This is a genomic window from Allomuricauda sp. R78024, assembly GCF_044596045.1.
Lineage (GTDB): Bacteria > Bacteroidota > Bacteroidia > Flavobacteriales > Flavobacteriaceae > Flagellimonas.
Genome location: NZ_CP138995.1, coordinates 1340726 through 1362004, shown reverse-complemented (window position 1 = coordinate 1362004; position 21279 = coordinate 1340726). Strand labels below are relative to the sequence as shown.

Annotated in this window: 14 protein-coding genes; 2 read left to right on the top strand and 12 right to left on the bottom strand. The window is 45.0% G+C overall.

Features of this window, described 5'->3' with window-relative positions; genetic code table 11:
* Positions 1 to 343: 343 nt before the first annotated feature.
* The gene (locus SJY44_RS06005; protein WP_396591675.1) at positions 344 to 1285 is read right to left on the bottom strand and encodes a type IX secretion system membrane protein PorP/SprF; all 942 of its coding nucleotides are present in this window, start codon (positions 1283 to 1285) and stop codon (positions 344 to 346) included.
* 128 nt (positions 1286 to 1413) lie between these two features.
* On the opposite strand from SJY44_RS06005, the gene SJY44_RS06000 reads away from it, so the two are divergent.
* The gene (locus SJY44_RS06000; RefSeq protein ID WP_396591674.1) at positions 1414 to 1602 is read left to right on the top strand and encodes a hypothetical protein; all 189 of its coding nucleotides are present in this window, start codon (positions 1414 to 1416) and stop codon (positions 1600 to 1602) included.
* Here the strand turns inward: SJY44_RS06000 and SJY44_RS05995 are convergent.
* Positions 1596 to 4571, bottom strand: coding sequence for a S8 family serine peptidase (locus SJY44_RS05995; RefSeq protein ID WP_396591673.1), 2976 nt, complete (start codon positions 4569 to 4571; stop codon positions 1596 to 1598). The two genes, SJY44_RS06000 and SJY44_RS05995, sit on opposite strands and share 7 nt — an antisense overlap.
* A 14-nt stretch (positions 4572 to 4585) precedes the next feature.
* Positions 4586 to 4798, bottom strand: a complete 213-nt coding sequence (locus SJY44_RS05990) for a hypothetical protein (RefSeq protein WP_396591672.1) — start codon at positions 4796 to 4798, stop codon at positions 4586 to 4588.
* Between the two features lie 52 nt (positions 4799 to 4850).
* Here SJY44_RS05990 and SJY44_RS05985 point away from each other — a divergent pair, with 52 nt between their 5' ends.
* Positions 4851 to 5135 (top strand): hypothetical protein, encoded by a 285-nt coding sequence (locus tag SJY44_RS05985; RefSeq protein ID WP_396591671.1) that lies wholly within the window; start codon positions 4851 to 4853, stop codon positions 5133 to 5135.
* Between the two features lie 170 nt (positions 5136 to 5305).
* Here the strand turns inward: SJY44_RS05985 and SJY44_RS05980 are convergent, their stop codons facing one another.
* The 9 genes from SJY44_RS05980 to SJY44_RS05940 form a co-directional block, all read right to left on the bottom strand.
* On the bottom strand, positions 5306 to 8740 hold the full coding sequence (locus SJY44_RS05980; RefSeq protein ID WP_396591670.1) for a leucine-rich repeat protein: 3435 nt from the start codon (positions 8738 to 8740) through the stop codon (positions 5306 to 5308).
* Positions 8741 to 9078: 338 nt separating this feature from the next.
* Entirely contained in the window at positions 9079 to 9822 is a 744-nt protein-coding gene (locus SJY44_RS05975) for a hypothetical protein (RefSeq protein ID WP_396591669.1), read from the bottom strand.
* A gap of 105 nt (positions 9823 to 9927) precedes the next feature.
* Entirely contained in the window at positions 9928 to 10869 is a 942-nt protein-coding gene (locus SJY44_RS05970) for a hypothetical protein (RefSeq protein WP_396591668.1), read from the bottom strand.
* A gap of 1211 nt (positions 10870 to 12080) precedes the next feature.
* Entirely contained in the window at positions 12081 to 13877 is a 1797-nt protein-coding gene (locus tag SJY44_RS05965; protein WP_396591667.1) for a choice-of-anchor L domain-containing protein, read from the bottom strand.
* A gap of 358 nt (positions 13878 to 14235) precedes the next feature.
* Entirely contained in the window at positions 14236 to 14949 is a 714-nt protein-coding gene (locus SJY44_RS05960) for a glutaredoxin domain-containing protein (protein WP_396591666.1), read from the bottom strand.
* A gap of 47 nt (positions 14950 to 14996) precedes the next feature.
* Positions 14997 to 15494, bottom strand: a complete 498-nt coding sequence (locus tag SJY44_RS05955; RefSeq protein WP_396591665.1) for a hypothetical protein — start codon at positions 15492 to 15494, stop codon at positions 14997 to 14999.
* Between the two features lie 54 nt (positions 15495 to 15548).
* Positions 15549 to 15770 carry a hypothetical protein gene (locus tag SJY44_RS05950; RefSeq protein ID WP_396591664.1) on the bottom strand — a complete coding sequence of 74 codons (222 nt, stop codon included), beginning with the start codon at positions 15768 to 15770 and terminating at the stop codon, positions 15549 to 15551.
* 605 nt (positions 15771 to 16375) lie between these two features.
* Positions 16376 to 20923 (bottom strand): leucine-rich repeat protein, encoded by a 4548-nt coding sequence (locus SJY44_RS05945; RefSeq protein ID WP_396591663.1) that lies wholly within the window; start codon positions 20921 to 20923, stop codon positions 16376 to 16378.
* Between the two features lie 2 nt (positions 20924 to 20925).
* Positions 20926 to 21135 carry a hypothetical protein gene (locus tag SJY44_RS05940; RefSeq protein ID WP_396591662.1) on the bottom strand — a complete coding sequence of 70 codons (210 nt, stop codon included), beginning with the start codon at positions 21133 to 21135 and terminating at the stop codon, positions 20926 to 20928.
* Positions 21136 to 21279 lie beyond the last annotated feature (144 nt).

Sequence of the window (21279 nt, the reverse complement as noted above, 5' to 3'; positions counted from 1 at the left end):
GTAATTACTATAACTGTTCTTTTGGTTTTCAATATGGCCATTTTGAGTTAGAAATAATGGTTTTACAATTATAGGGATTAGTATAGTTTTCATATTCATGTTATGTTTTATTTTATTCATTATTGTACTACCATTTGGATGGTACATAGGTTACTCATTATAGATCCCCAATCTATGATGCATGTGCGTCTTACTTAATCAACCGCTAAACAAAACGTATGGAGTAACCTAAATACACTCATTATACCACCCATTGAATCATACCGACTCTCTATACGACCGGTAGTATTACCCTTGCTGCTTCTATATATAAACTGTGCACCTATATATACACCTTCATAGTTTATAATCGGGTGCTTGCCTCTCCATCCTGTATCTGTGTTTGTTTTCCCGCCGAGATTCGAAACTTCAACATCACTTCGTGGTTTCCCCTACTATAATTACTTATTGGCGTCAAGGAAGCGTCATAGGCATAGCCTATTTGCAAACTATTTGCAATTTTAAAGAATACCAGGGTACTTACGGATTCCTTTAACCTGTAGCTGAGACCAAATCCGACCTTATCGTACAGGTCGAAGGTTCCATTGATATCCATAGAGAAAGGCACTTCGCTGATTACCCGTGTTAAAAAAGAAGGTGTAAAGGTCATATTCTTGTTCAAGGGAAAATGATAGCCCGCTCCCATAAAAAATTGCATTTTATCGGTGGCCTGTGTTGCAATGCCCGATTCCTTTTCGTATCTCTCTGTTTTTAGAAGGGCCGGTGCGGATATATTTATATAATAGCTTTCTCCTCTTAAATAGGCACCGACTCCGACATTTGGATTGAACACACTTACATCTTCTGAAAAAAGCGGATCGTTGTCAAGTTCAGTATCTGACAGATTTATGTTTACGGAAGAGCCTCCGGCTTTAAGCCCCAAAAACAGGTCCAATGTTTCCTCCAATTGTAGCTTATAGGAGAAATCAACAAAAATATCGGTTTCCTTGAGCACGAACACACTACTGTTGACAACTGAAAGGCCCAGCCCGACCTTGTCGTCCATCCCCGCTTTTCCGCCTATTGGGCTGCTCAATGAAAAACTCAAGGTCTCGGGTGCGCCGTCAAGACCCGCCCACTGTACTCTATAATTTGAGGTAAACTCTAAGTTTTCGCTGACCCCCGCATAGGCAGGGTTGATGATGTTCATGTTATAATTATACAGTGTAAATGTTACATCCTGCTGGGCATGGGACTGAATACACCATATCGAAATTGCTATAAAAAAAAACTTGTTTTTTCTCATTCTTATATATATGTAATCGTTATGTAAAATTTGACTCCAAATATTTGGGGTTAAAATTATTTTCATTGGCTGTTCAAAAACATGGATGATTCGTTATTCCGCATGGATATTTTTCCCATGGATTGCCTATGTTGAACGGAACCAATGCCAGTCATTCTGGAAGTAAAGATCAATCCTTATATGGTCAATCGCAGTTAAAATGTGTTGAGCAAGCTCAAAAAAGGGATATAATAAAGGAAAATTGGGACGAGACCAATGAACGGTTGCCCAAAGCCTCCATATCCTGTAAAACTTTTATTCACGCCAACACTCAGTAATTCACATAGATCATTTTAGCCTCGTGGCCCAGCCCCGATTCGTTGTAGTCTATAACACATACATAGGTGCCCACGGGCACCAATCCGCCTTCATGGGTGCCGTCCCAACCATCACCGGGCCTGCCATAATGGGCGCTGAACAGCAAGCGTTGGCTCAGGTCGTATATCTTCAACACGTTGTTCTTATATTGTTCAAGGCCTTCGATTATCAAGGTATCGCCAATGCCATCGCCGTTAGGGGAAATCCCTCTATTAAAATTTACAAGAGGCGAGCCGGAACCGGGCCTACAATTGCCAGTCGCTTCAACGGTCACCAAAGCTGTTGCCGTAGCGTTTTCTGTTCCATGGTTTGCAGTAAGGGTAACCGTTACAGGAGTGCGCACATCGTCACAGGTAAAAGCATCCCTGTCAAGACTCAGTTCCGGGGTGTTGCCACAGCCATAAACCGAACCATTGTCCACATCCTCTGGCAAGATGGTCGCCCGCCCACCCGCATCCAGCTGAACGGTGATATCTTTTGCAATGGCCACCAGGTAGTTCGGATCCTCTTCCACTGTTACCGTGGCGGTTGTCGTAGCGCTTTCTGTGCCTTGGTTTGCAGTAAGGATGACCGTTACAGGAGTGCCCACATCGTCACAGGTAAAAGCATCTCTATCAAGACTCAGTTCCGGGGTGTTGCCACAACCATAAACGGAACCATCGTCTATTTGTCCTGGACTGATGGAAGCCTGCCCATCGGCATCCAGCTGAACGGTGATATCTTTTGCGTTGGCCGTAAGGTTGCCCAAATACTCTTCCACGGTCACCAAACCGGTTGTCGTAGCGCTTTCTGTTCCATGGTTTGCAGTAAGGGTAACCGTTACAGGAGAGCCCACATCATCACAATCAAAGGTGGCTATATCCAAACTCAATTCTGGGGTGTTGCCACAGCCATAATTGGAACCATTGTCCACCATATCGGGCGAGATGATGGCCTGTCCGTTGGCATCCAACCGTACAGTGATGTTTTTTGCAATGGCCACGAGGTTGTCCAAATTTTCCTCAACGGTCACTATGGTAGAGGCACTTGCCGAGTTTTCACGCTCATCGGTTACGTAGAGTGTCACTTGATGATTGCCCAGATCACCACAGTCAAAGATCCTATCGGTTTCATTGCCATCGGCATCAAAACTGAACATAAGATTTTCGGCCACAGTAATGTTGTCCGTACTTCCATTGTCCAATTGAGTTGCGAAAAGGGTGACCTCATTATTTCCATCCAGTGTCAGGGTAATCGGGGCCAATGCAACCGTAGGAGCCTCGTTGTCGTCTATAGTGTTTCCTGTGATGATTAGTGAATAGTTCTGAAATCCGCCTGAAAGTGAACCCTTGTGCGTAACAGTAACGATATAACTCCCACTGGCTTCTTTCACATCAACTCGTTCATATGGATCTACCTTGTTATCTCCCTGATCATTGGCATCTACTCCTGTCAACAGATAAGGGAAGAAGGTACTGGAGGCCTGGGTCACTCTAATGTCCAGGTCATTGACCAATGCCGGTGTGGAGTTGTTGGGAGTGTTATAGGGCGTAGCTGTTCCGGGAGGATCAGTCCATGAAATGGAAGCGATCAAATCATTGACTCCATCTGCCTCAACTGGCAAGGAGTATGATTGGCCCGAGGTTAAGGTGAGCTCATGGATGATAGAAGTTACGCCATTGGCTGTAATTGCCTGCGCTGCGGCTTTTGCATTGAGCAGTCCCCAGCCGAAGATGGCATCAGGCCCTGCCATGCCCGCCTCGTCCGCGGTATGCAAGGCCAGGCCTTTCAGTGTGGCCGCTCGCATGAACGAACCATTCAGATTATTGTAGTGTTGCTGTAGCAGTAACAGGCTTCCTGTTACGTTTGGAGCCGCCATGGAAGTTCCTGTCCTAGATCTATAGTCCGCATCACTGTTGACCTCCGTGGAGTATACGCCCGTTCCATTCCCGGTAATATCTGGTTTGATCCTGAAATCATCCGTAGGCCCCTGACTGCTTCCCGAATTAATAGAGACACTTATCAATGAGCCATCGGGTGCAACGTTAGCGTCTTGTGCGTTAGCCACCACTAGATGGTTTTTGGCTGTTTGCCAGCCCGATAACTTGTCAAAATTTGGATTACCATTTAAAGGAAGGAAATTGCCGCTATAGTTTCCGTCATTTCCGGCAGCAAACACAGGCAGGTACGCAGGGGCATTGTACATCAATTCATCCCAGGCCCTTGCCGTATTCTCATATGCTCCAAAGGACCACGAGGCTACGTAGCTGACATCCCATCCATAAGAGTGGTTGGATAAGAGCGTGCCCGCACCCGCAGCGGTGATTGCTTCTGTGAGGTCATTGTCCCAATCGTGGGTGAACGCTTGTGCCAGGGGAGCCATGCCTTTGGCGTTTGGCTGTACACCGGCTGCCAGAATGGTCCCGGTGACGTGTTGTGCATGCCAGCTATTGGCGTTCAGTGCTGTTACACCATCATTAATGATCACTCGACTAGAGTCGACCTGGTGATTAAATTCTTGGTGGGTGGGTTGGGTAGGACCACCATCCCATACATAAACTTTCATGCCTTGCCCGTTTAAATCAAGCTCCAGAGAACCACCTGTATTCAAGTGATTTGTACGCGTTGACCTGGCGGCAGCTACGTTATACAGTGTATAATAAATGGGGCTGCCATCATCTCTGACCCCCATGAGTTCATCGAAGGTGCCATCGGCATTGTACTTAATTGGCTCCCATCCATATATTCTAGCCAGCGCTAGCGCTTCCTGTTTATTTGCACGAGCAGTAGCAGCAAATTCCTTAGCCATTGCCTGAAGCTTGCTATGATCGTAATCCCGGATAATCGCATCACGCTGAATGGCTGTCTGGGCCTGCACTAAAGAATGGGAAAGAAGGACCACTATTAGTAGTATTAACTTTTCGAAATTCAATATGTTATTTTGTTTCATATCTTCCTTAAAAATTACACATATAGTTTTTTAACATTACTCCCTTTATCCCTTAAAAGTGTACTGTTATTTTTATAATCATCACCCAGATGCTTTCGTGATTCTATACCCTCAAGAATGAATTCAGATATATTTAATTCTAAACAGATTGGGTTACTGATAAATTCGCTTCTTCTCTTAATTCCTTTAAGGATGGCGAATACTACCTGTAGTAATTGCTTTTTCATTTGAACGGTTTTATTTTTTTAATATTAATTCAAATTAAAAAAGACCATATAGGTGGAATATTCAATAATTAGTGCCCAACTCCTTTTAAAACTGGGATGTAACAGGGTGTTTCTGGGATTTTGGAAAAGGGAATCGAGCGATTCCCTTTGGTGGTCTGTTTGTCCCGGTTCTAGCCGATATGGGCACTTGTTTTTCTTCAGGGATTGTACTAAAACTTCACTTTTGTTTCCAACAAAAGGCTATCCAATAAAAAGTATGGGTGATGGAAGAGGGCCAAATCGACCACATTCCGCTTGGATATTTTTCCCATGGATTGCCTATGTTGAAGAACCATAAAGGACCGATCATTCTAGAAGTAAAGTTCAATCCTTGTATGGTCAATCGCAGTTAAAATGTGTTGGGCAAGCTCAAAAAATTGGACCATGATAAAGGAAAACCGGGACGAAGGCCAAATGAACGGTTGCCCAAGCCTCCATATCCTGTAAAACTTTTATTCACGCCAACACTCAGTAATTAACATAGATCATTTTTGCCTCGTGGCCCAGCCCCGGTTCGTTGTAGTCTATCACACATACATAGGAGCCCACGGGCACCAGCCCGCGTTTATCGGTGCCGTCCCAACCATCGCCGGGCCCGCCATAATGGGCGCTGAACAGCAAGCGTTGGCTCAGGTCGTATATCTTCAACACGTTGTTCCTATATTTTTCAAGGCCCTCGATCACCAGGGTATCGCCGCTGCCATCGCCGTTGGGGGAAAAACCCCTATTGAAATTTACAAGGGACGACGACTTACCACAACTGCCGGTCGCCGCCTCAACGGTCACCAAAGCGGTTGCCGTAGTGCTTTCCGTGCCATGGTTTGCAGTAAGGATGACCGTTACGGGAGTGCGCACATCGTCACAGGTAAAAGCATCCATGTCAAGGCTCAGTTCCGGGGTGTTGCCACAGCCATAAACCGAACCATCGTCCACATCCTCTGGCAAGATGGTCGCCCGCCCACCGGCATCCAGCTGAACGGTGATATCCTTTGCAATGGCCACCAGGTAGTTCGGATCCTCTTCCACTGTTACCGTGGCGGTTGTCGTAGCGCTTTCTGTGCCATGGTCCGCGGTAAGGATGACCGTTACAGGAGTGCCCACATCGTCACAGGTAAAAGCATCCCTGTCAAGACTCAGTTCCGGGGTGTTGCCACAGCCATAAGCGGAACCATTGTCCACATCCTCTGGCAAGATGGTCACCTGCCCATCGGCATCCAGCTGAACGGTGATATCTTTTGCAATGGCCACCAGGTAGTTCGGGTCCTCTTCCACTGTTACCGTGGCGGTTGCCTGCAAATTGGTGGAATTGGGCATATCTGTTGCATTTGCAGGGACATCAATGGCAATGGCGCCATTACAGGATGTTGGGGTCACCTCTACGGTATATATGGAACCGCTGCCCGTAAAATGGTCTGCCGTGGCATTGCCGCCCAGATCAATGTCGTCCACCGTAAAACCTGTCACATCCAGATCGAACTGAAAGGTGACCGTAAAGGGCGATAGATTAACTGTTTCGGCGGGAGCATCTATTGAGACCCCAATCTCTTCCTTGATGGATTTGAACCCGTTCCACCCATTATCCAGATAATCTTGTCTCTTGCCCGTGGGCACCACAAGGTCGATTTGGTGGCGGTTCGCATTGGCAAAGGCAGTTGCATCGAGTACCGGTGGATCATTGGCCTCTACCGTCACCAACGCAAGGCCCGGGTTGTTATGAAAGGCGAAGCCATCTATACGTTCCACACCGCCCGGTAGGGTAACCGCTGTCAATTGGTTGTCACTAAATGCCCCTTCCCCGATACTGGTGACACTGGATGGAATCCCAACATCGGTCAGTCCCTTGTTCTGAAGGGCTCCTTTTCCGATGGCGGCCACCGTGTAGGCGTACTCGCCATCATCCGCCGTTTCGGGGATGGTGACGGCCGTGTCCGTACCGGTATAGCCCACCACCATTACCTCGGTTCGGGAGGTAATTCCGTATATGATGTTATCAACGGTAAAGATCCCGTAGCTGATGGACCTGAACCCGTGCCACCCATTGTCCAGATACTCCTGTTTCCTGCCCATGGGCACCACAAGGTCTATTTGGCCGCGGTCCGCATTGGAAAAGGCAAGCTCATGGAGGGATGGGGGATCGTCGGCCTCCACCGTCACCAGGTGAAGGTCCGGGTTCCTCTGAAAAGCATACAGATCTATGGTTCTTACATTGCCCGGTATGGTCACCTCTTTTAAATCGTTTTGATAAAATGCCTGTTCCCCGATATATTCCACATTGGCCGGTATGGTCACCTCTTCTAGATCGTTTTGGGCAAAGACCCACTGCTCAATTCTAGTGATACTGTTCGGTATGGTCACCTCGGTCAAGCCGCAAGTTCCAAATGCCCGCTGCCCAAGGCTGGTCACACTTTCCGGAATCTCGACACCGGTCAATCGGTTTTGCCAAAAAGCATCTTCCCCGATCGATGTCACGCCATCGGGGATGTCGACCTCGGTCAATTGGTTCCCCGCAAAAGCAGAATTCCCGATATGGGTCACCGTATCGGGTATATTGACGCTGGTCAATGGGGCAGAAGAGTACCTATTAAAAGCATTGTCCCCAATGGAGGTGACCGTATACGTCTTTAATACGGGCGTACGGGAGTAAGGGATTTCTGTGGGAATCTCCAAGTGACCATCTGTAAAGACCATAACTTCTTCACCATCAACAACGACCGTAATGTCTTCATTATCGGCAATTCCAAAGTTAAAGTCATGTAACTCCATTTCATTGGGGTTTAACGATGTGACTTTCCAAAGGATGCCGTTACTGTTATGGAGCTGCCCTACGAGCGGAGTAAGGGACTTGAAACCCGTCCATCCTGCATTTATATAAGATTGCGCCCATGCGCTAGGCCCTTCTATCACCACGTTTACGCGATCGTGGCGTTGTGGATACTGAAAGGCATCCGGAGCCAACGTCGGTGGATTCTCACCTTCCATGACCACAAATGCATGCGTGGAAGCATAAAGGGCCCTGGATCCAATACTTCTTATACTACTGGGTATATGAATGCTAAGCACACCTCCCTTCTTAAAAGCACCATCGCCTATGGCGGTCACGTCGTAGGTACCCCCATCAATATTCACCTCTGAGAGAATGATCGGATTATGATCGACGCCATTGGAGTTGGACACTATGTGGTCGAGCACCGTTGCTTCGTTTGGAGCGCCAAGAAGTCCGTATACAATTCTATTAATGGTAGTAATTCCGGCAGTGATATTCACAAAACCTATGTTGTCCTTCCAGCCTGCATCTTCATAAGCTTGTATGGCGGAAAAGGGCACCACTAGGCTCATTTTTCTGGCAAAAGGGCTAGCAAAGGCTGTTTCATGAATTTCTGGTGGGGGATTGCGCTCGCATCTCACAATGGGAATGTCTGTGCTTCCAAAAAAGGCCCCGGGCCCGATATATTCCACAGAGGCCGGTATGGTTACCTCATTTAGAGGGTTTCCTGAAAAACCCCACCTCCTGATATGGGTGACACTGTTCGGTATGTCCACCTCGGTCAAGGCGTTGTTAGTAAAGGCCCCCAGCCCGATAAGGGTCACTGTGTTGGGTATGGTGACACGCGTCAGTCCCTTTCCAATAAAAGGTCGGACGAGATTACCTTGAAAAACATCGGTATCCTCACCAATGGCGGTCACCGTATAGGTTTCGTCATCATAATCGACCGTTCCGGGGATGTCCACCTCTGTGGCCGTACCTTCATAAACCACGATCATTACTTCGGGAGAAGCGATAGAGGTAATTTTGTATCTGATGTTATCAACGTCAAATTGGTCCCCTACACTTTGGCCATATGAGGTAAGGCTCGCCAATACCATAAAGATGGCGGACATTATCAATTGTAGTTGTTTTTCCATAATTTGATGCTTTTTGACTTTATGAATATTATTTCTAAGCAAATAATGACCGTACAAGGGAAATATCCAATAATTAGTGTCGAACCCTATTGAAAATGGGATAGAACAAAGTATTTTAGGGATAATGTAGCGGGCTGGCACAATGCTACTCCCGTAAGGGAAAGAAGAACCGTCTGTGTCCAGACCAAGGATAACAAAACGAATGAAAAAAGTGCTGTGTTAAGAATCTTTCTTGGAAAGAATTATAAAGATTTTGAGATAAAACAATAAGTTACATTACTTCGGAATATCCCTAAATAAACCCTTGAAGTGCTCCTAAGTGTGCTTAGCATAAAATCTCAAATTTGAATCTTTACCCCTTCCTTTGCCATAAAACTCCAAGGATTTCGATAACCACATACAATCAATGCAATATTGTTATCGTAAATTCTATTGCCTTTAAGTTTTATGATCTCATTATCAATGAAAAACGTATTGATGGACTCATCTTTGGATTTATAATACCTTTCCCATTTATCGGTAATATCAATGGGCTCATAATCCAATAGGGCAAGACAATGTTTTGTGCCGAACTTAAGTTCCACCCCTCTTTTTCCGTATATATTTTGTAAAAAGTCGGCAATAGATATGCTCTTGCCCGACTCCGTAGGCCCTAAATTCGGACAATGATTCTTGAAAAGCTTGGTAAAGTGCTCGAAGACTTTTGGAGAGCTGATCATGGATAGTCCCACTGTTCTTTTTATGCAATAGTAATGGCTTATATTCTTTTGGGCGTACCAATGCCCCGTGCGCCAAATGACCCCGCCCTGGTAATATTTATTCTTTAGTACTTGGCCGAACTGGACGACCGGAATTCTTTTTGTAAGGAAGGGGGTCTTTAACCTGTCCATTTTGTAATAGCTGGCCCCCAGAACGATGCCATGGCTTTTCAAAAGGACGATATTAAAACCATAGGCACTTGATAGCCTATGACTTATGTACTTGTCGTTAACTGTGGGATAGTACCGCTCAAACAGGGCTTTCACCTGACTTCTTTCTTTGCGGGAAAGTTCACTGGGCTTTCTTTGAATAAATTGGGACATGATCAATAGTAATTTGAGGTAATGTTAACAATATGGGTAAATGACGCTGTAGAAAAAGAAAAAAGTAAGCGAAGTGCCCTCTGGACTTGCCAAAAAAGCCTTAGGTCAATCCTTGACGGTATAGCGCTCGGTATCGGAATACCAATCTATATGACCTTGTACCAAAGACTCTAAACCGGCCGTGTATTGTTGCAATGACTTCCGCTTTTCAAACTTTGGCAACCGTTCTTTAAACTCAAAATAATCCTCCATTTCTATAGCGCACATCTTTTGTGCTTTTTCAATGGCCTCTTCAATTGAAATATTATGTTCGTGCTTCAAACAAGTAATAAGATTTGTTGTCCCCTCTTTCAATTCTTTGGCCACGCTACGAATATCATTGTCCCAACAAACACGATTGTTTGCCATTGTTATCATTTGCCGAAAAGGAAGGTCTTTTAAAAACGATACATCTGCATCGATTTGATGGAACATTCCGATCAAATCAAAACAAGTATATACCGCTCCAGAGAATAGCCTCATTTTGTTATATGAAGAAACGCTATTTATGGTATTGTACATACGATTTTTAGCCTCCCAACGTGTTGCGTTAAGATATAGCCGTACATCTTCGCAAAATGTAGCAATCCATTTTTCAGTGGTAATATCGTCCAATTGCTCTCGAATATGAAGCAGGCCACGGTGCAAGGGACCACTTTCGCCAGGCATTTTTTTATGCAATAAAATGACCATGAATTCATTGTGCAGGACAAGCAAGCTATCGGGCCGATCTCTTAATTGGGAATCGTCACAGATATCATCATGACAAAACAACCAGGTAAACCATTCGGTTGCGAAACACAGTTCTTCTTTTGTTGCCCATGGGTAGGCTCGGGCAGTCAATATCCAAATCTTGGAAATTTCTAAGCGTTGGTAATTTCTATCATTTTTTTTTACGAATTCAAACTTTAAAGCCCAGTCAAGACAATGTTGGCGCGCATACTCAAAATTTGGATTTATGGAAGGCTTTATAAACCAAGTTTGGGGTTTTGGTTCTGAATGAGGCATAGGTCATGGGGATTAGTGACATGGATATAAATTGACAATACAACTTAAAAGACCAAGATGTTTTTTTAAGGGTTCACCATGAAATTACATGTCTTGGATATTTTGAACCATGGACAATTTGCCATTTAACAAAATGATGGGATTTTTTTGGGTAATTTTTAAAAAGGCCCGAACGGCTCTTTATTTATTGTATTGAACGCTATGATCAAGTCGTCTTCGTTTCACTTCCACAAATTGTTGGACCTGCTCCCAGCTATCTGTCGTAAATGTAAAAACTGGCCTTGTTTCCAAGGCAGACCATTCTATCGAACCCAAGCTTGAAATCGTTTTTAACAAATTCGTCATCTTCACTATACCTGATAATAAGCAGTGCTAAAAACAGTAGATAATAAATGTGTCTCATAGTGTGGATCTTTACGCCGTGATTTTGATTTACTCCATTTAGGGTAAGCCCAATCTAAATCTAACACAAGAACCTTAATCTATTTATTATGAAGAGAACTGTTATCTCTGTAGCTACAATTATTGCTGTTACTTTTTTATCATCTTGTACGGACGATGATTATACTATGGAAGAAACCGCAACAAATGTCGACGGATTTTGTACTTAATGTGCGCGAATGCTCAGTAGGTCTTACAAGACCGTGCAGTTCAGCTGTAATAAGCGAAGTAGATGATATAGTTCTTTTCATCTTATCGTATTATAGCGAAGAAGGGATGGTTTTCATTACGACGGGGACTTTGTAAATCAAGTCCCCGTCGTTGGTCTAACCCTACATAAAAAGAAAACTAACCTATAAAATGAAAAGGGTCTTCGAAGGTCAACCCCATAGCATAATACCTCCCGTTAAAAACCAATTATCATTAAGAGGATTGCGTTCAACAAATCTAAATTTATAACATAATACCATGCCACAAAAAGTGTTGGAGCTCTTAAAATTGGGGACGAAAAAGAGGATTGGGGGGACAATGGAAATCTTCGTACAAGGATGGGACAGCCCCGATATTTTAATCCACACGGATTGCCCCGACCTTTTTGCGGGCCGGTTGCCGATACCCTTTGCCTAAAACCTGTCGTCCCTGACGAGTTCCCATCTTACCAGGGGAAGGTTTTCGTAACGGTCGTCCAGTACCATGATGGTACAAGGTACCAAGGGGTATGTATTCAATGTCTCATAAAAACCTTTTTTTAGGTGAGGGGGTTGTTAAGGTTAACGCTTCAGTGCAAAGTAACCTTTAAACTCTTTTCGGACACCATCCTCGGTATCATAGGTGAGACTGAACCAATAACTTGATGAAGGGGCTTTATTTCCTCCAACAGTGCCGTCCCATCCCGTTTCATCCTTGAACTGATGCTGAACCGTACCAAAACGATCAAAAATCTTTATTTCTGGATTATCGATTTCAAATAGATTCGCAATCTTCCAAGTATCGTTTACTCCATCACCATTAGGTGTGAAAAATCGGGGGTAATCTACGATATAGAACTTCTTGGAAACGATACCGCATTCACTTTGAACATAAGCAATATGATCTCCCGGAGCCAAATTGGAAAAAACATTGTTCTCTTTAAATGTAGATCCATCCAAGCTGAACATATACTCACCTGGTCCTTTAACATCTAGGGAAACGGAGTGGCTATTACTGAACAGATCACTCAAAATATTCACCTCAAAAAGCGTGGGCGGTCCGGAAGCAGTTACGTTTGTGGACAAGGATATGTCGTCACAATTATACAGCAGGTTTTCAACCACAACATGATAAATTCCCGGCTCGGTGGGAACAAGGGAAGGTTGACTTTCATTTGCTATCAGGTTTTCGGCACTTACCGAGTTGCGGTACCAATTAAAAGAATAATCCGCTAAGGAAAGCTTTGTGTCCATTTGGGGACGAGGCTCAAGAAGATTACCTTCACCATCCAAACATAAAAGATATTCTTCTTGTAAAGTGGATGAAAGATTAAATGGAAAAGGATCTATATACTCGATTTCCACACGGCCTTCAAGTATACAATTAGCGGAAAACTCCACTTCCACCTCATAGATTCCATCCTCGTTCACCGATACTATGGGCATGTCATCAAAAAGGTGCAATTGTATACCATCTTTAAACCATCTGTAATGGGCTTCATCAGAAGCGGTGGCGTCCATTTCAAAAATTTCTCCTTTACATAGGGGATTGCCGTTTCTTATAGTTCTGTTTTCCCCTAGGGATACATCCACGGAAAAACTCCCTGCTTCCAAAAAAACGGCAGAATCCAGGAAGGAATCCAAGTTATCGGATATGACGAGTTTTATGGTATACGTTTCTCCGGGGTTTACCAAGGATTGTGCCACCAAATTTGTTGTGTTTCCAGTCATCGATATTGCGGAATTATCTCCGTTGATGCCACCAAAATACTCTTCATTACTGGCTTCGCATCCATTGGGACCGGGTACACCAGGCCTAATACTGGTTGCTGAAACGGGGGCTTGCGACCCCGGAACCAGCGCAAGATTGGACGAGACACCATTAGAATCTGTTAAAATAAAAGCAAATACATCAGAATATACACACTGATAAACAAAAGAATATTCCTCGGAAGCAAAAAGGAAATTAAAACTCATGAAGTTTGCTTTGGGAATAAAATCAAATTCTATGTAGGAAGCATTAAAAAGATTAAATACTCCTGTCGCAGTGGACAAATCGGAATCACCGCTCCATAGTTCGTTCCACGAAGACTTAATGTCATTATTTGGCCCAACGGCATCAATGGCCCTACCTGTGGAAATCACAATACCTTCCCTATAAGGAAAGTTATCGCCATTGAACTCAAAATAGCCAATACCGTTTATACCATAGTCGGTACCGGTGGAAAATCTGTAGTTGGAAGTCTCAGCGCAATTCCTGTCCACCAACACCTCGGTTACCAAACGCTCCACAGAATAGTTTGGGTCCACAACAATTTGCCCAAAACAAGGTGCGCAAATGCAACTGATCAGTAAATATAGGACTGATGTTCTTTTCAAAATACGTTGGATTAGCTATCAAATTATACGTCCAAATTGGAACAAAATCGATGTAATCGGGTATCGTTTAATTGCACTTTCCAATCCAGGGTTCAATACCTTCTGAAAACGGAATCGTTTACGGACGTGTCGAACACTTTACTGGGTGTATTCCCGTATATCCAGATCGTATCGTTCTCTGAAAAGTTCAAATTAGGGGTCACGTTGGTTTTGAAGGGATTGTACTCAAGAAAAACAAAATCGTTACCACATTGAAAAGCCATTAAAAGAGGTACTACCCATAAAAATTTTAGTTTGTTCTTGAATATTATACTCAGTATTTTTTGTTTTACAAGCGTTTCCATGGCGCAAAACGGCCTTAATCTTTTTCCATTTCCTCCATCATCTGGTCGAAAGTGGTGATTCTGTTATAGAGCCTGCCCCCCAAACTGATTATGGGGCTGGACAGAGAATCCATCTCTTGGGCCGATCTGGACAAAAATTGGCCCAACTGTTTTTTTACTTCGGGGTTTTCATCCAGGGAAACACTTCTAAAGATGAAATTCCCGGCTTTAAGCTGGCTTACAATGCTATCACAGGCATCACAGCCCTTGGATGTATAGATGGTGATCTGCTTCTTTGCCCCAACCTTGGCGGGCGGGAGATCCGGCACCTCGGACTTCTTTTTCCTTGCCCGTTTTGATAAACTGTCATTGGCCCTAAAACCAAGGGGTTCCGGTATCGGTTGAATCTGAGGTTTGACCCTCATATACTCTTGCCAGCGGTATGATTCCAGAACATCCACCATTACCGAGGTTTCCAGACTTGATACGCGCCTTAACAACTGGTATTTGGTTTTTGGGGATAAACTATCGTCCCGTTCAACAGCACGTTTTTTGACCAAGAATCGAGCAACGGTGGATTGGAACTCCAATGCTTGATCGACCCCCATTACCAAATACGGTTGATACTTGGCAGTGATGTCCCTGGCTTCAAAACGGATTTTCCGGTCAATTTGCAATGCATAATACGTCTGTCCCTGTAAGAAAGGGACCGATAATAGAAATAGGCCAAAAGCCAGGGCGGTACGCATAAAATGTCGATTGGTTACCACGATCTTTAATAATGGACGCGCATATCCTACTGCTCCAGTATATGCTCATTACTCTCTATGTAAGTCGATATTGTAACTAATCTCTTTTGATCGCCATTTTCAGTAAATTCCTCTATATATACAATGCCAAGATGTGTCCCGATCAAAGTAAATTCAGCTGTTTCAGTATCGGTTTCTCCGTCATAGGTAACAGAAAGTAGGTTCCCAAAAGTCGAATAGGTTCCAGAATCGGTCGATTTTTTAACAATAACATCTCCATTATCAGTATAAGAGTAAGATGAAGAGTTACTAAATGTTCCATCTGCATTGAACGTAATTCTAAAGACATTATCGGCATCAATGGTTTCTGTTGTGATACCGTCCGAAACATTGTTTGTAAACTCCTCTGTTGAGCTTGAAGCCTGTAACCAAGTGCCTACTACGGGCGGAACATACTCTTCGCTATTGCATGAAGTGGACAGTGTTGTCGCAAATACCACAACTGCCAAAAGAATCATTGTTTTCATTTTTCTTGATCTGTTCATTTTTTTAAAATTTAGGGTTGTTGATTTAATTGATATCAATTAGGTAGCGCTTGTTTATGTTGATCGGTTCCCACGGTCTTTTCCCGGTTGAATCTCTTTCCAAAGTTTTTTGAAGGTTTCCTCTTTTTCAAAGTGTTTCCGCCATTTTGACCTCACAAATACCTTGTCGGGAGAAAACTTGTTTTGGACCAATATCTTGATATCGGCCATGAGGTTTTTCTTCTCTGCCTCCAGCCTTTTGTTATCTTCTAGGACTCTTCGTATAATTTCCTTCATATCCATTGTTCTGATTACAGGTTGGCTATTCAAATAACTTCGAGCAATGGCCCGGTCAATGCTCTCTGCCTTAAAATGGACATCCCTCCAGGTCAGGGAAAGTTTTTTAACGGCGGGGACTTTGTAAACCAAGCCCCCGTCGTCGTCTTAACTTAAAACTAACCTAGAAAATGAAAAAGGCCTTCGAAGATCAACTCTTGACACAGTCACTCCCATGAAAACCAATCCCATTTAAGAAGATTATCTTTGACAAATCTTAATTTTTAACATAATATCATGCCATAAAAAGTGTTGAAATCGGTTGAATTGGTGACGAAAAAGTAGATTGGTGGGACAATGAAAATCTACTTTTGAACTTTTCGCCGATATTAAAGGCCATTTCGTCAAAAATACTCTGGGTTCCCCCTGAGAAACTTAGCATAGGTGGTCAAGCCCTTTTTCATTAAAAAAGAAATTGTCAATCCTTTTTTTGATTTGACTTTCCTGATGACCGTATGCATCAATAAATATGATAGGGCGGAATGTAAATTCCGCCCCACGTCTTTTGAAAAACCTCTTTACTTTTCCAGTTATTGCCACCAATCGTTGGAGAAACGGAAGGACCATCAGTAATTCACATATATCATTTTTGCCTCGTGGCCCAGCCCCGGTTCGTTGTAGTCTATCACACATACGTAAGAGCCAACGGGCACCAGCCCACGTTTATCGGTGCCGTCCCAACCATCGCCGGGCCCGCCATAATGCGCACTGAACAGCAGGCGCTGGCTAAGGTCGTATATCCTCAATACGTTGTTCCTATATTGTTCAAGACCTTCGATCACCAAGGTATCGCCAATGCCATCGCCGTTGGGGGAAAACCCTCTCTTGAAATCTACAAGGGGGCCCGACCCACAATTGCCGCTCGCCTCAACGGTGACCGTGGCCATCGCCGTTGCCGTTTCACTACCTTGGGTGGCCGTAAGCACAACGGTTGCCATACCCACATCGTCACAGGTAAAAACATCCCTGTCCAGACTCAATGAAATGGTGCTGATGTTGTTACAACCGCTCCCGGAACCATTGTCGATCTGGCCAGGGCTGATGGTAGCCGTTCCATCAGCATCCAGTTGAACGGTAATATCCTTGGCAACGGCCACAAGGCTGTTGATAGTATTTTCCACGGTCACCACAGCGGTCGAGATATCCGTTTGATCTCCAGAGGTAGCGGTAAGGGTGACCGTTACAGGGCTGCCCACATCACTACAATAAAAGGTATCGATGTCCAGGCTCAGTTCCGGGGTGCCGCCACAGCCATAAGCGGAACCATTGTCCACATCCCCTGGCAAGATGGTCGCCTGCCCATCGGCACCGAGTTGAACGGTAATATCCTTTGCATTGGCCACCAGGTCAGGATTCTCTTCCACTGTTACCAAGGCGGTGGCCGTAGCGCTTTCTGTACCTTGGGCCGCGGTCAGGGTGACCGTTACAGGGGTGCCCACATTGCCACAATCAAAGGTATCCATATCCAGGCTCAAGTTCTGGACATTGGTGCAGCCATAAGCGGAACCATTGTCCACATCCCCTGGCAAGATGGTGACCTGCCCGTTGGTATCCAGCTGAACGGTGATATCCCTTGCGGCCGCTACAAGTAGGTTTGGGTCCTCTTCCACTGTTACCGTGGCGGTTGCCTGCAAATTGGTGGAATTGGGCATATCCACTGCATTTGCAGGGACATCAATGGCAATGGTGCCATTACAGGATGTTGGGGTGACCTCTACGGTATATATGGAACCGCTGCCCGTAAAATGGTCTGCCGTGGCATTGACCAGACCAATGTCGTCCACCGTAAAACCTGTCACATCCAGATCGAACTGAAAGGTGACCGTAAAGGGCGATAGATTAACTGTTTCGGCGGGAGCATCTATTGAGACCCCAATCTCTTCCTTGATGGATTTGAACCCGTTCCACCCATTATCCAGATAATCTTGTCTCTTGCCCGTGGGCACCACAAGGTCTATTTGGTGGCGGTTTGCATTGGCGAAGGCAGTGGCATTGAGCACCGGTGGATCATTGGACTCTACCGTCACCAATGCAAGGCCGGGGTTGTTAAGAAAGGCGTGGCCATCTATACGTTCCACACTGCCCGGTAGGGTAACCGCTGTCAATTGGTTGTCACTAAAAGCCCCTTCCCCGATACTGGCGACACCAACGGGAATCCCGACATGGGTGAGTCCCTTGTTTTGAAAAGCACTTTCCCCGATAGCGGTCACATCGTAGATGTACTGGCCGTTATCCGCCGTTTCGGGGATGGTGACGGCAGTGTCCGTACCGGTATAGTCCACCACCATTACTTCGGTTCGAGTCGTAATTCCGTATTTGATGTTATCAACGGTAAAGATCCCGTAGCTGATGGACCTGAACCCGTGCCACCCATTGTCCAAATACTCCTGTCTCTTGCCAAAGGGCACCACAAGGTCTATTTGGCCACGGTCCGCATTGGAAAAGGCAAGCTCATGGAGGGATGGGGGATCGTCGGCCCCCATCGTCACCAGGCGAAGGTCCGGGTTGTTCTGAAAAGCATACAGATCTATGGTTCTTACATTGCCCGATATGGTCACCTCTTTTAAATCGTTTTGATAAAATGCCTGTTCCCCGATATATTCCACATTGGCCGGTATGGTCACCTCTTCTAGATCGTTTTGGGCAAAGGCCCACTTCTCAATTCTGGTGATACTGTTCGGTATGGCCACCTCGGTAAAGTTGTTAGTTCCAAATGCCCGTTGCCCAAGGCTGGTCACACTTTCCGGAATCTCGACACCGGTCAATCGGTTTCGCCAAAAAGCATCTTGCCCGATCGACGTCACGCCATCGGGGATGTCAACCCTGGTCAATTGGTTGTCCGAAAAAGCATCTTTCCCGATACTATCCACACTGGGCGGTATAACAACACTGGGCAACTCATTTCCACAAAAAGCACAATCCCCGATCTGTGTCACCGTATCGGGTATATCAACGCTCTTCAATGGGTCAGCTGTAGGGCTCCAATAATTAATACCATTGTACCCACCCGCATCAAAAACATCCTCCCCAATGGACGTGACCGTATACATCTTGTCATTCTCACTGTTTGTTGGGTGGTATGAGATTTCTGAGGGAATTTCCACGTGACCTTCAGTACCAAACATTTCCTCTAATGGAAGATTACGACCCTCTTTTCTCAAACCTATAAATTTGACGAGCTTTACTTCATTGGGGTTTACCGATGTGACTTCCCAAATGAAGCCTTCATTATTATGGATTTGCCCTACGAGCGTAGAGACGGACTTGAAACCTATCCATCCTGCAGCTATATAAGCTTGCACCCTGTCCTCGGGTACAAATAAGTCTATGAAGGGACGGCGTAAAGGAAGAAAGGCATCGTCATGGAGCTCCGGTGGTTCAGCGGCCATCGTTATCACCCGGAAAATGTGATGGGAATAAAAGGCCCGGGCCCCGATACTTTTCACAGTCTCCGGTATGAGGATCGTTTGAATATCCCTGGTATCAAAAGCACTATCTCCTATAGCGGTCACCGAGACGCTGCGGGAGGACCCGAACCCTTCAACATCCACCTCTGCGAGAATGACCGGATTAAGGTTTGAACTATAAATCACCGTTGCTTCGTTTGGAGTGTCAACAATTCCGTATTTAATGCCATCCTGGTTAAAGACTCCGGCGGTGATGCTCGCGAGGCCCGTCCAGCCCGCATTTTCATAAGCTTGTATAGCATCAAAGGGCACCACAAGATCAAAAACCATTCTAACATTGGCCTGATTGTTAAAGGCATTTGCATGCAGTGTTGTTGGTGGATTACGCTGGACCGTCACAGTGGAAAGTTTTTGGTTGTTATAAAAGGCCTGGTAATCAATATGTTTCACATTGGCCGGTATGACCACGTCTCTTAAATCGTTGTTGCCAAAGGTCCACCGCTCAATTCTGGTGATATTTTCCGGAATATTGACACTGGTCAAGCCGCAAGTTCCAAATGCCCGCTGCTCGAGACTGGTCACACTATTGGGTATGACAACACTTCCCAATTGGTTTCTAAAATCATTAGAGGGATTTTTTTCTCCCCAAAAAGCATCTTGTCCGATACGGGTCACATTACTCTGACCGGAGAAGGTAAGTTCGGTCAATTGCTTATTATGAAAAGCTCTATAGCCAATAGCGGTTACCTTGTAATCGATGTCGTTGTGATCCACCGTTTGGGGGATGGTCACCTCTGTTCCAGAATTGGCATCATAGTCTATGATCTCAACTTCGGGTTGAGAGATAGCCGTAATTGCGTATGTGAAGCCATCAACAGTAAAGGTGCCGGGGTCGGGGTCGGGGCCGGGGTCAGCGGGTTTGAACCCGTCCCACCCATTATTCGAATAATGTTCGAACCTGCCTGCGGGCACCAAAAGGTTTATTTGAATGCGATCACTTTTTGGACCAAAGGCATTTTCGTTAACCAGGTTTGGGCGATTGTGAGACCTTGCAATCACGGTCTCCAGCGGGTTACCTTGAAAAGCAGAAGCCCCAATACGGTTGACACGAAAGGGTATGAGCACTTCGGTCAATTGGTTGTTCAAAAAAGCATTATTGCCAATCTTGGTCACCGTGTAGGGGATATCAACACCGGTCAATCCTTTTGCCTCAAAAGCATTATCGCCAATCTCGGTCACCCAGTACTCGTTGTAATCGGTACTTTGGTCGTTAACCTTTGCGGGGATAGTTACCTCTGTTCCTGTTACGAAACTGGAATCATAGTTTACGACCTCTACTCTGCCTGGAATAGAAAAATGGGGACTATTTGCATAGGGAAAGTCAATGAGAGCGGTAATTTTGTATGTGATGCCATCAATTTCGAATTGATCATTCACATTTTGACCATAAGCGGTAAGGCCCGTCAATGCCATAAAGATGGCGTACATTATCAATTGTAGTTGTTTTTCCATAATTTGATGCTTTTTGACTTTATGAATATTATTTCCAAGCAAATAATGACCGTACAAGGGAAATATCCAATAATTAGTGTTGAACCCTTTTAAAATTGGGACGTAAAAGAGTATTTCTGGGATTTTGGAAAAGGGGAATGGATGCGGTTCCGGGACGCTTCTTTTAAAGTGGATACAAAGGACATAGACCTTCAAACCTATCTTTCTTTATCCATAGAAGTGCCCACATTTTTTAAAACAAAGATCAAGAGCGGCCAAGTGATGTCCAAAAAATGTACCTTCCATGTCCACACCGTTGGATGGCCATCTGGAACAAGTGGAGCATGCCGCTCCAATGATACATTGGATATGTCCGACCAGTACTGAATCGGGCCAACGCAGCCCCATGACCACCATGGGGCTTTCATGGTCGCTATATTTATTTTGAATGTCCGCAAAGTGCAATAAATTCCTATCGTCAACCTGGATACCGGAACGGGTTTGGCACAGGTCTGTTCCAAGTCCCCATCACAAATGATTGTCCATCGGTGTCATGGGGTTCCGAAACGAAC